Raw genomic sequence first — 12,305 nt, forward strand, 5'->3', positions numbered from 1 at the left:
TAACAATGTAACAATGATAAAGCGGATAATAAAGTGTTTTTCTTTGGCATTCTTGCTCGCAGCACAGAATCAGATGACATTTGCACAGAATGTATGGAAAGGTTCTTGGGCAACAGCAGTAGAGTGGACGGGAAAGGGTGACATGCCTAAGGAGAGCTTGAGTAACCGCTCTTGCCGACAAGTAGTTCATGTATCTTTTGGCGGAGAGGAACTCAGAGTGAAGCTCAGCAATGAGCAGAGTAAGGAGCCGGTAGAAATCAAATCGGTGTATATTGCAGATACCGATAAGGACAGCAACTGGTTTGTGAATGGTAAGACCGTGAAGTATCTCAAGTTTAATGGCAAGAAGAATGTAACCATCGCTCCAGGCAAGGCTATCTTCTCTGATGATTTGAAGTATGCCTTGAAGAGTGGACAGCGCCTCACGATTACCATCGACTATGGCAAGCAGACTCCAGTGAATGCAACATCTCATCGTGGATCTCGCACTACATCTTATATAGTAAACGGTTTGCATCGTACTCCTAAACCGATGGATAAGAGTTTTGATGATGGCGAGGAGGTGGATCACTGGTACAATCTTTCTGCCATTGATGTGAAGACCGATAAGGCTACTCCTGTGGTGGCTATCCTCGGAAACTCTATTACCGATGGCCGTGGAAGTACTACCAACCATCAGAACCGTTGGACAGATTTCTTGTCGGATGCATTGAACAAAGAGAGACCATACGGAGTTTTGAATTTGGGAATCGGAGGCAACTGTGTGGTAGAAGGGGGACTGAGTGAACCTGCAATGAAGCGCTTCGACCGTGATATCCTGGGGCAGACAGGTGTGGATAAGCTCATCATCTTCGAAGGAACCAATGACATTGGTTGTAGTAGTAAAAATTACGAGCAAATTGCTGATACTTTGATTGCTTGTTATAAAGTATTAATAAATAAAGCAAAAGCAAGGGGTATCAAAGTGTATGGTGCAACTATAACTCCTACAAAGGGGAACTGTTGGTATTCTTTTTGGCATGAGGCGATACGACAAACTGTTAATGAGTGGATAAGAAAGGGTGGCTTCTTCGATGAAATCATTGATTTTGATGAGTTGACACGTGATCCGCAAGACCCACAACGCCTAAAACCCGATTATTCGGATGATTGGTTGCATCTTAATCCAAAAGGATATGAAGCAATGGGTAAGTTTGCTGCAGATAAATTGAAATAAAAAGAATAAAAATATGGAACAGACATCTAAGGAATCTCAGGGATTCTGTAAATTGAGCTGGTTACAGCGCATTGGATTTGGTTCTGGTGACTTGGCACAAAACCTCATCTTTCAGACAACATGTATGTACCTGTTGTTCTTCTATACCGACATCTATGGACTCGATGCAGTAGACGTTTCCGTGATGTTTACGGTAGGAAATGTTGCAAATGTGATTTGGGATCCTATTGTAGGAGCCCTTATCGACAAGCATAATCCTAAGTTGGGTAAGTATCGCTCTTATCTGGTATTCGTAGGAATCCCACTTTCGGGCTTTGCCATCCTCTGCTTCTGGAATGGCTTTGCGCCATCCCTGCTCTATGCCTATATCACATACATTGCCATGACATTGCTCTATACATTTATCAATGTACCTTATGGAGCATTGAACTCATCGCTGACACGTGATACCGATGAAATCACGGTGTTGACGTCAGTTCGTATGTTTATGGCAAACTGTGGCGGTTTGGCTGTAGGTTCAGGCCTTCCATTGCTCATTGCATACTTTACCGACCAGCAGTCGGATGGTTTGCCTAAGGATCCAGTGGCTTGGTTTACCACCATGACCATCTATGCCGTCATTGGTTTGTTGTTGCTTCTCTTCTGTTTCTCACAGTGTAAGGAGCGTGTGGTAATGAATGCCGAGGAGAGTGCCAAAGTGAAGATAAGCGACCTTTGGATGGAATTTTTCCACAACCGTCCTTTGCGTATCATTGCCTTCTTCTTCATCACCGCCTTCGCCATGATGTCTATCGGCAATGCGGCAGGAGCTTACTTCATGAACAGCAACCTTCATGGCACCTCCGAGCAGCTTTCCATCTTCATGGGCTTGGGTTCGGCACCATCGTTCATCTTCATGCCACTGGTGCCTATGATCAAGAAGGCAATCGGCAAAAAGAACATGTTCTATGTGTTCCTGGGCATCGCCATCGTGGGTATGGCATTCCTTTATCTGGTAGCAAAGATGGAACAGCCAAGTATGATGCTCGTCTATATTGCCCAGTTTGTTAAGTCAACGGGTGTTATTGTAGCTACGGGTTATATGTGGGCTCTTGTTCCTGAGGTTATCTCTTATGGAGAGTATAAGAGTGGCAAGCGTATAGCAGGTATCGTGAATGCCTTGACGGGCATCTTCTTCAAGGCGGGTATGACCTTGGGTAGTGTGGTGGCTCCAGCCATCCTTGCTTACGTGGCTTACAATCCGAAGACCGTGGAGCAGACTCCTGAGGCTCAGGAGGGTATTCTCTGGTTGGTATGTGTCATTCCAGCCGCCTTGTTGCTGCTCGCCATCTTCATCATCTCGAAGTATGAGTTGACAGATGCGGTTATCGATGATATCAACAAGAAGATTGAGGCTCGACACAAACAGGAAAAGTAACATTTAAATGAGAAAAATAAAAATTAGACATGAAGAAAATATCAACTTTTGCATTGGGCTTGATGCTTGCTTCTACAGCATTTGCCCAAAAGGCGAATAACGCTACCGAGATTCCTACATTCCAGGAAACCATGGGCAAATACTTCCTGGTTGGAGCTGCCGTGAATACTTTCCTGCCAGACGGACAGGATCCTGCTGCCGAAGAGGTGGTGAAGAAGCAATTCAACCAGGTGGTTGCCGAAAACTGCATGAAGGGTGAGAAGAATCATCCTGAGGTGAATCGCTTTGATTTTACCGATGGCGATAAGCTGGCTGACTGGGCAGAGAAGAACGGCAAGACCTTGATAGGTCATTGCCTGGTTTGGCATTCTCAGCCACCTAAGTGGATGTTTACCGATGATAAGGGTAATCTGGTAAGCCGTGAAGTGCTCATCGGCAGAATGTATAACCACATCATGAACGTGGTTACTCATTATAAAGGTAGAGTAAAGGGATGGGACGTAGTGAACGAGGCATTCGAGGATGATGGTTCTTACCGCAAGTCTTTATATTATAAGATTATCGGTCCGGAGTTCATCGAGTTGGCTTTCCGCTTTGCGCATGAGGCTGATCCAAACGTAGAACTTTACTATAATGATTATTCTACTTCGAAACCGGCTAAGCGAGAGGCTATCTGCAAACTGGTTCGCGATTTGAAGGCGAAGGGTCTCCGCATAGATGCTGTAGGTATGCAGAGCCACAATGGTTTTGATTATCCTGACTATGCTGAGTATGAGAAGAGCATCGAGGCTTTTGCTGGTGAAGGTGTCAAGGTGATGCTGACTGAGCTGGATATGAACATGCTTCCTAATCCGGAAGGATTCGGCGGTGCGGAAATCAGTCAGAAGTTTGAACTTCAGAAGAAGTACAATCCATACGTGAAGGGACTTGACAAGAAGGCGCAGAAGCTCTTCAACCAGCGTTATCTCGATCTCTTCAAGATTGTAGAGCGTCACAAGGATGTCATCAGCCGTGTAACCTTCTGGGGTGTCAACGATGGTCACTCTTGGTTGAATGGCTGGCCTATCCCTGGCAGAACCAACTATCCACTGCTCATCGACCGCAACAACGAGGTGAAGCCAGTGGTGAAGGAAATCTTCAATCTCTTTAAATAAGATCTCTTCAAATAGAATCTCTTAAGATAATATCATCAATCTCTTTAAATAAAAATAACAATGAAAGCAAGATATTTGTTCCCAAAGGATTATATGGCAGATCCATCTGCCAATGTGTTTAACGGTCGTCTGTATGTTTACCCATCCCATGACTGGGACAGCGGCGAAAGCTTCGACGATGATGGCGGTCACTTCCAGATGAAGGACTATCACGTTCTCTCTATGGACGACGTGATGGAAGGCGAGGTAACCGATCATGGCGTGATTCTCGATGTGAAGGATGTGCCATGGGCTGAGAAGCAGATGTGGGACAACGATGTAGTAGAGAAGGATGGCAAGTACTATCTCATCTTCTCTGCCAAGGATTATAATGGTGTGTTCCATCTCGGTGTGGCTGTGGCTGATAAGCCTGAAGGTCCTTTCGTTCCGAATGCCGACCCAATCCGCAAGTCATACAGCATCGACCCTTGCGTGTTCAAGGATGATGATGGCAAGATTTACTGCTATTTCGGTGGTATCTGGGGCGGTCAGCTTCAGTGGTATAAGGACAACAAGGCTCTGAAGAATGAGCATCTCCCTGAAGGTAAGGAGAATCCGTTGCCATCCCGTGTAGCCATGATGACTGATGATGTTCAGCAGTTTGCTGAGATGCCAAAGCCAGTTGTCATTGTTGACGAGGAGGGTAAGGTATTGCCAGCCGATGATCCGCATCGCTTCTTCGAGGCTAGCTGGATGCACAAGTATAAGGGCAAGTATTACTTCAGTTACTCTACGGGTGATACTCATTATCTCTGCTATGCAGTAGGTGATAATCCTTATGGTCCGTTCACTTACAAGGGCGTTATCCTGGAGCCTGTAGTAGGTTGGACAACCCATCATAGCATCTGTGAGTATAAGGGACAGTGGTATCTGTTCCATCACGACTGCGTGCCATCAAATGATACAACCTGGCTTCGCAGCGTAAAGGTGGCTCCTCTCTTCTATGATGAGGAGGGTAACATCTTGCTGGTAAAATAGAATTGATTTTTAGGTTTTAATAGTTTTGGAGAATAGTTGATACATGAGTTAGTTTTAGTTTAGAACCGAGCAGCATCTTCATCCCGAAGATGCTGCTTTTTGTTTTTTCTCTTATAACTTCTCTGTTCTTCTTGCAAATTGTTTCTTATCTCATGTTATTTTTAAGTTATTTCTTTCGTTTTGTTATAGAATTCTGAGTTTTTTGTTTACCTTTGTACCCATAAACCAATGAAATGAAAGAATTATGTTGAAATTACTGTTAAGGTTATGGTGGCTGCAACAGCGCCGTAACTTCCGCAAGAGAGACGCCTTCGTGGCTTGCTACATCATCTTCCTGTATGTGGTGGTGGGCTTCAGCTTCTTCCAGAGCTTCACCGAGAGTGGAGGAGAACTGAAGGGAGAAGATATGCCGGCATTATTGGGTGCAGGCATCGTAATCGGTATGCTGATTCCAGACATCATCATGAAGATGGTGATGAAGCGGGATATTACGGCAATGGATGATTACGTGAAGTCGCGCCCTGTGCCAGAGAAAATCTGGAACAAGTTCCTGCTCACTACCAATCTCGTGAGCTTCTGGAACTATGTGCTTCCGGTACTTACGCTTCCTGTGCTCATCTATCTCCTGCCGGCAAGTGAGGTTGTAGCCAGCTTCTTCCTGTTCCTGGAGTTCTCTTTCATCAACGGTATCTATATCACTTGTTACCGTAAGGCTACGGAGTGGATTCTGAAATGGCCCTTGATATTGGGATGGATGGGAATGTTTGCCGTGCTGATAGGATATATGTTTGTGGCTTCCTTCTTCCCGGTATATATGGGATGGATAGGTCTCTTCTTCCTTGCAGGAGCGGTATTTACCGGACTTACCGCCTATCTCTATCACGAAAAGATTTATAACGAGCAGAAACAGAAGGTTTCCAAGTTCCGTGGATTCAGACATATCAACCTCTTCAGTCTGCAATATATCGGTACGTTGAGAGCAAAGCGTGTCCGTACGATGGTGATTATGATTACCGCCATCTTCCTCTTCGATGCCTATCTCTTTGCCTTGCTTCCAGCAGAAGCGGGACAGGAAATAGGGGATAAGGTGGCTATGACTACCCTCTATGTGGCGGGTGCCATCCTGCTGCCATCGGTGGTGTTGTCGCAATGGACCTTTGGTATTGAGGCAAACTTCTTCCATGGTTTGATGACCAAGCCGGTAAAGGTGAAGCAGATGCTACAGAATTGCTTCTATTATTATATGGTAGTGAGTGCTGTCGCCTTGTTGCTCACCCTTCCATTCCTTTTCCTGCAGGCTGGAATCGGAATCCAGGTGCTCATCGGCGGTTTCTGTCTGGCGGTGTTCATCAATCTTTTCAATCTGCCTACAGCACTCTTCTCTTCCCGTCTGGAGATATTCCAGACTTCCATGTTCAGCATGCAGGGAGCGAATCTGAAGATCAATCTTTATGCCATCGCCTTCCTCTTCCCACTGGCTGGCGTCTGTGCTGTCTATCATTTCTTCGGTGAGACGGCATGGTTTATTACCTGCGTAGCGCTGGCAGTCTTCAGCATCGCCATCCACAAATTGTTCATCGCCAAGATTGCTGCCATCTTCGAGAAGAACAAGTATAAGCGCATGGAGAAGTTCATGGAAAGCTAAGTAAACATTAAATACTACACATTAAACATTAGAATAATGGATATCAAGATTCAGAATCTCAAGAAAATATATAATGGCAATACCGTACTCGATATTGATAATCTGAGTGTTGCAAAGGGCGAGCTGATAGGACTCGTAGGTAATAATGGTGCGGGCAAGACTACCTTGCTCCGTCTGATTCTCGACCTGATTCAGGCTGATGATGGTTTCGTGGAAAGCAATGGACAAAAGGTGAACGAGAGTGAAACCTGGAAGGAATATACCGGCAGTTACATCGACGGCAGATTCCTCATCGACTTCCTCACCCCTGAGGAATACTTCGATTTCATCGCTGATGTCTATAACATCGACGATAAAACCTTGCAGGAGCGATTGGCGCAGTTTGAGGGCTTTATGCACGATGAAATCATGGGAACCAAGAAGTATCTCCGTGATTTCTCTCAGGGCAACCGACAGAAGATTGGTATCATCGGAGCGATGATCATCAATCCGAAGGTTCTTCTCCTGGATGAGCCATTCAACTATCTTGACCCTTCTTCTCAGATGACTATCGCCCACATGATTCAGCGTATCTGCAAGGAGCAGGGCACCACGGTCATCATCTCCAGCCATAACCTCAACTTCGTTGCCGACATCTCCACCCGCATCCTCCTGCTGGAGAAAGGCAAGTTGGTGAAGGATCTTCCGAATGCTGATGGCGCTGCCATCGCCGAACTCAACGAGTACTTCGGTATTCAGGCGGAATAAGAACACGATATTACATAAATAAATCTCTCTCTCAGAATCGCCAGCGAAGCTACAGAATAGCTTCCTGGCGATTCTTTTTTTTAAAAAAACAGTTCTTTCTCTCTGTCTGTAAAGCATGGGGCATCAACGAATGAGCCCTATTTAAATGCGAAAGAAGGCTTATTCCACTTTTTGCCTGGTAATGGCACAAAGTTGCCCTTAACTGGGGCAATATTGTGCCATAGCCAGGCAAAAAATAATGCGTCGTGATATAAATTTCAAGAGGACTGTAATTACGATTCGGCAGATGCTTTCTGAGTTGTTTTTGCGTGAGAAAAAACCTACTCTCGATTTTACCCTTCACCCTTCACCTTTTCGCTTGAAACCCCGATAAACACTGGGGTTGCGAGATGTGAAGGGTTATCATAATCCTTCACCGCTGTAAACGCTTTATATATAGGGATTTACGTCGTAAAGGTGAAGGGTGAAGGGTGTTTTTGAGAGTAGCTTTCTATTGGGTGCTTGAAAGATTAAAATAAGGTTCATTTTACTTCTTTTCTTTGCTTTTTATCTCTATGTTTTCTACTTCGGAACTCATAGACTTAGGAGTCATAAAACTATGAGTTATATTTTTTTAACATAAAGCTCTAAAGCAGCCTAAGGAGAATAAGAGAGGTTGGAACGTAAACAGTTGGGAATGAGTAGATTTGCACAAAGTTGCCAAATCGGCATAAAGCAAGCGAGTGAGGAATATTGAAGTAGTTCAGTTACTAAATCGTGAGCCACAGTTACCTATGCAAAGCAGGTAACAATACGGAAAGGCAACTTTGTGCATCAACGGATTTTATTGCGCTGATTCTCAATATTTTGCGTATCAAGGAACGCTTACAAAATGATTATATTTGCACACTCTAAATGTAAGCGTTATGAAAATCGAAAAATTCAAGGTGTTGCTCTACCTAAAAAAGAGCGGAATGGACAAGAATGGAAAAGCTCCCATCATGGGACGCATCACAGTGAACAGGACTATGGCGCAGTTCTCCTGCAAGTTGTCTTGCACTCCATCGCTTTGGAATCCTCGTGCCAGCCGATTGGAGGGCAAGAGCAAGGAAGCCGTGGAAACCAACAAGGACATCGGGCAGTTGTTGCTTTCCATCCAAAAGGCTTTCGATGTGCTTGTGGAAAAGAGAACGGACTTCGAGGCTAAGGATGTCAAGGAGGCTTTGCAGGGCAGCGTCAAGACACAGACCACCCTTCTCTCCTTCGTGGACGAGCATATCAGTGAACTCAGCACCCATGAGGGCATTGATATGTCGAAGAGCAGTGTCTGGACTTACAGAAAGATTCGCAAGAATCTCGCTGAGTTCATCGGGGAGAAGTATAGGTTGACTGATTTGGCTTTCGGACAGCTGACCGAGCCTTTCATCAGTGACTTTCACCATTACTTGCTTGACGAGAAAGGCTTTTCATCAGGAACCATCACCATCTATGTGTCGCTCTTCAAGAAGATGTGCCGCATCGCCTTTGAGCGAGGCTTGTGCAAGAACCTGCTGTTCGCCCATTATCGGGTTGGCACTCCAAGGGTTACGACACCCAAGGCTCTCAGCATGTCTGATTTCATAAAAATCCGTGATGTGGAACTGCCCGAAGACAAGCCGAGACTATCTGTTAGCCGTGACCTGTTTCTTTTCGCCTGCTATGCAGGAACAGCCTTCATAGACACCGTTTCCATCACGAAAGCCAATGTCAAGGTGTTGGAGGATGGCGACAAATGGCTCATCTATAACCGCAAGAAGACCGGAACACTTGCCAGGGTGAAACTCCTGCCCGAGGCGTTGGAGCTGATGGCGAAATACGAGGACGGGGCAAGAGATACCCTTTTCCCATTGCTGAGCACGAATCGTGTTCGTATCGATCTCATCACCATCTGCAAGTTGGCGGAAACGAGCAAGACCTATTCCTACCATTCGGGACGACACTCGTTCGCCAGCCTCATTACGCTGGAGGCTGGTGTGCCGATGGAGACCATCTGCAAGATGCTCGGTCACAAGGATGTGAAGATGACGCAGCGGTATGCGAGAGTAACCCAAAAGAAGCTGTTTGAGGACATGGACAAGTTCATCGCTGCAACCGAGAAGGACTTTATTCTCGCATTATGAACAAGGCTTTCAACTTTTCTTTTTACAGTTTCAACTACATTATTATATTATAAGGACAACAACTATGAGCAGAAGTACATTTTCAATTTTGCCTTACATCAACAGACAGAAGGTGAAGGCAGACGGAACAGCCAACATACTTTGCCGCATCACCGTTGACGGCAAAAGTGCAGCCATTTCCACAGGCATATCCTGTACCCCACAGGAGTGGAATGCCAAGAAGGGAGAGGTACGGAACGCAAGGGACAACGGACGATTGGCAGGTTTCCTTGCTGAGGTCAAGGATAAATACAACTCACTTCTTTCCACCAACGGCATCATCACCGTGGAAATGCTGAAGGCAGTGTTGAAGGACAAGGACACGACAGGAAAGTTCTTGCTGAGCTTTGGTGATACCATCGTGGAATGGTATCGAACCGCAAAAGCCAGACAAACCTTTCTGCACAAGCGGACATGGCAGAAGAACCTGAGAGACTTTGTCCATTCGTTGGATAAGGACGACATCGCCTTTGGGGACATAGACGAGAATTTCGGGGAGGAATACAAACTATTCCTGAAGCGAGAACAGGGACGCACCGACAGCTACGTGAACCATTGCCTTCTCTGGCTGAACATGTTGATGTACAAGGCTGTGGACAGGAGTATTATCCGCTTCAATCCCATAGCCAAGATTGGGTATGAGAAGGAGGCAGCCCCGAAGATGACCCATATCAGCAAGGCAGACTTCATCAAGATGCTCTCTACCCCGATGGCTGACGAGCGAACGGAGCTTGCACGCAGATGTTTCATTTTTGCCTCGCTCACCTCCTTATCCTATATAGATGTAAAGAAACTGTATCCTCATCATGTCAGTGAGAACTCCGAGGGTAGGAAGTTCATCCGCAAGGAAAGAGAGAAGACAGGCGTGGAGTTCTTCGTGCCACTCCATCCGATAGCCGAGAAGATTCTTTCGCTCTACAATACCACGGACGACAGCAAGCCTGTTTTTCCACTGGGTGAGAAGAAAGACATCTATCTTGATGTGCATACCCTTGGAATGGTGCTTGGCATAAGTAATAAGTTGGGATTCCACGCCAGCCGCCATACATTCGGAGTCTTGATGCTCAACGAGGACATTCCCATCGGCAGCATAGCTAAGATGATGGGACACGCAGACATCACAAGCACGCAGGTCTATGCGCAGGTGACGGAGCAGAAGATTTCAAATGACATGGATAAGCTTATTGCCAAGCGAGAAAGGAACAGATTGTCGAACGAAAAAACTATTGGAAAATGAACAGAGGAGTTATAACTATCAGCGAGAGCGGAACGGTATCCATGCCGACCGATACTGTATGGATGACCATGCAGGAGATTGCCGACATGTATAATGTATTCGGCTGCTATGTGCGCAAGGCTGTCAAGGCTATATTCAAGGATGGCATTCTGAAAGAGCAGGGTGTACGCCGTCATGTCAGGAAGAACGACCGCATCAGCTATGATGTGTATAGCCTTGAACTCGTCATTGCGGTAGCCTTCCGTATTGACAGCATTGAGAGCAGAGCCTTTCGGGAGTTCATTATGCAGTCCTTCATCGGCAAGCAGACAAGCCGCACTAAACTGGTCTGTATCTTTACAGAGAACGCAATGGCATAGAACAGCCATATAAAGCAACGTTCCTTGGAGGCTTTGCGCCTCCAGCCACTTGGGCGAGCCACCGCAGTGTTTTAGCATGGTATTAGATTTTATACAGACCATACGGAGAACACCCGGCAAACACGACCAACTCGGTATAGCCAATAAAACGAGGCGACAACCTATAACAACCACGCTCGGTAAGTTATACGTTGTCGCCTTGTTCATTTCACCCCACTCATCAAGGACATGTATTTCTCCTACAAGCCCTTCATTCTGTACGCCTCACGATAGTTAGCCATCAGAATCTTCTGAATGTCGGACTCGCGGTAGAGTATCTTTCCGCCAAGCTGGATATACGGGATGACACCGTTGTTTCGGTAGTCCTGCAGGGTTCTTCGGCTCAGTTGCAGTCTGGCACAAAGCTCCTTGTCCGTCATGAAGCGCTCACCGCCAAGCATGGGGCGGTAGTTCATCACGGCACGTTCAAAATTGTCAACCATTCGGTTGAGGTGGTTCACGATGTGGTTCATCCACTCGCTGTTTCTTGTCATTACTTCATTGCTCATAGTTGTCTCGTTCTATTGTTGATACTTACGTTACTCGGTTTACTTGCTGCATTGGATTAAGTGGCTGTTGCATATTCACCGCCTAACCCGTGCGCTTGCGAAAGCGCATGTCCTTTTTCTTGTCCTCCACTACTGCTACGATAGCCATCACGTCCTCCGGCTTGTAGTAGGTCTTGTGGCTGATTTGCGTATAAGCCAAAGTTCCGTTGTCCCGAAGCGTCTGCACTGTCCGTGGGCAGATGTTGAGCGTCTGACACACGTCCTGCGTGTCGAGCCACTTGTTCATGGTCTTGTCCTCACTGCGCTCACGGATTCTGTCCATGCGCTTCACGAAGTTCTCCAACTGGGCATCAAGATAGTTGAATGCCTCTTCCTCAAATACGATGAATCCCATACTTTTCTTTTTTCTAAGTTAATACTATGTTATATGTCGCAAAGCTCCACGCATATGCTGTGCTCCACGTTTGTGAGTGCAAAGATAAGGCACGGCAATCTAAAAACAAGCGTTTTCAATTTCTGTGGCAGTATGTTGCCGGGGTTTGCCGACTTCAACGCCAAAAACAATAAGAAAAACTTGCACGACTGCAACGAATACATGAACAATGATGAGTTGAGAAATACGTTGAAGTTCTCACAACTATCTCAGTATGCAAATAAGCAAGCCACAACTAAATTGCCACGTTACACCCAATCAGTTGCATGGCTGCACTCAGTACACTTACTTTGCACCCGACAATCGGTCAATGGTGCAAACCGTGACCACTATACTAACAAATAAAACAGCATAA

At 45.9% G+C, this 12,305-nt stretch carries 12 protein-coding genes; 10 read left to right on the plus strand and 2 right to left on the minus strand.

Annotated elements, in window-relative coordinates:
* The first annotated feature begins 13 nt into the window (after window positions 1-13).
* The 9 genes from KUA50_RS13300 to KUA50_RS13340 all read left to right on the plus strand — a co-directional run bounded on the left by KUA50_RS13300 (window position 14) and on the right by KUA50_RS13340 (window position 10,969).
* On the plus strand, window positions 14-1,216 hold the full coding sequence (locus KUA50_RS13300) for an SGNH/GDSL hydrolase family protein (RefSeq protein WP_218455879.1): 1,203 nt from the start codon (window positions 14-16) through the stop codon (window positions 1,214-1,216).
* Between the two features lie 13 nt (window positions 1,217-1,229).
* The gene (locus KUA50_RS13305; protein ID WP_218455880.1) at window positions 1,230-2,633 is read left to right on the plus strand and encodes an MFS transporter; all 1,404 of its coding nucleotides are present in this window, start codon (window positions 1,230-1,232) and stop codon (window positions 2,631-2,633) included.
* A gap of 29 nt (window positions 2,634-2,662) precedes the next feature.
* Complete coding sequence (locus KUA50_RS13310; RefSeq protein ID WP_134844011.1) at window positions 2,663-3,787, plus strand: endo-1,4-beta-xylanase; 1,125 nt, start codon at window positions 2,663-2,665, stop codon at window positions 3,785-3,787.
* A gap of 60 nt (window positions 3,788-3,847) precedes the next feature.
* Window positions 3,848-4,804: a glycoside hydrolase family 43 protein gene (locus KUA50_RS13315; RefSeq protein WP_218455881.1), complete on the plus strand. Its 957-nt coding sequence runs from the start codon at window positions 3,848-3,850 to the stop codon at window positions 4,802-4,804.
* A 244-nt stretch (window positions 4,805-5,048) separates the two neighbouring features.
* Window positions 5,049-6,449, plus strand: a complete 1,401-nt coding sequence (locus tag KUA50_RS13320) for a DUF5687 family protein (RefSeq protein ID WP_218455882.1) — start codon at window positions 5,049-5,051, stop codon at window positions 6,447-6,449.
* A 36-nt stretch (window positions 6,450-6,485) separates the two neighbouring features.
* On the plus strand, window positions 6,486-7,196 hold the full coding sequence (locus KUA50_RS13325; RefSeq protein WP_218455883.1) for an ABC transporter ATP-binding protein: 711 nt from the start codon (window positions 6,486-6,488) through the stop codon (window positions 7,194-7,196).
* Window positions 7,197-8,101: 905 nt separating this feature from the next.
* On the plus strand, window positions 8,102-9,334 hold the full coding sequence (locus tag KUA50_RS13330) for a site-specific integrase (protein ID WP_218455884.1): 1,233 nt from the start codon (window positions 8,102-8,104) through the stop codon (window positions 9,332-9,334).
* Between the two features lie 64 nt (window positions 9,335-9,398).
* Complete coding sequence (locus KUA50_RS13335) at window positions 9,399-10,610, plus strand: site-specific integrase (protein ID WP_218455885.1); 1,212 nt, start codon at window positions 9,399-9,401, stop codon at window positions 10,608-10,610.
* Window positions 10,607-10,969 (plus strand): hypothetical protein, encoded by a 363-nt coding sequence (locus KUA50_RS13340; RefSeq protein ID WP_218455886.1) that lies wholly within the window; start codon window positions 10,607-10,609, stop codon window positions 10,967-10,969. Before KUA50_RS13335 ends, KUA50_RS13340 begins: the two co-directional genes overlap by 4 nt.
* 239 nt (window positions 10,970-11,208) lie before the next feature.
* On the opposite strand, the gene KUA50_RS13345 is transcribed toward KUA50_RS13340, so the two are convergent.
* Both KUA50_RS13345 and KUA50_RS13350 read right to left on the minus strand, forming a co-directional pair.
* Window positions 11,209-11,517: a helix-turn-helix domain-containing protein gene (locus KUA50_RS13345; protein WP_008145366.1), complete on the minus strand. Its 309-nt coding sequence runs from the start codon at window positions 11,515-11,517 to the stop codon at window positions 11,209-11,211.
* An 82-nt stretch (window positions 11,518-11,599) separates the two neighbouring features.
* Window positions 11,600-11,911: a helix-turn-helix domain-containing protein gene (locus KUA50_RS13350; protein WP_008656559.1), complete on the minus strand. Its 312-nt coding sequence runs from the start codon at window positions 11,909-11,911 to the stop codon at window positions 11,600-11,602.
* Window positions 11,912-11,983: 72 nt separating this feature from the next.
* On the opposite strand from KUA50_RS13350, the gene KUA50_RS13355 reads away from it, so the two are divergent.
* Window positions 11,984-12,295 (plus strand): hypothetical protein, encoded by a 312-nt coding sequence (locus KUA50_RS13355; protein ID WP_318346043.1) that lies wholly within the window; start codon window positions 11,984-11,986, stop codon window positions 12,293-12,295.
* The last annotated feature ends 10 nt before the right edge of the window (window positions 12,296-12,305 follow it).

Origin of the sequence: Segatella hominis, from assembly GCF_019249725.2 — a bacterium.
Lineage (GTDB): Bacteria > Bacteroidota > Bacteroidia > Bacteroidales > Bacteroidaceae > Prevotella.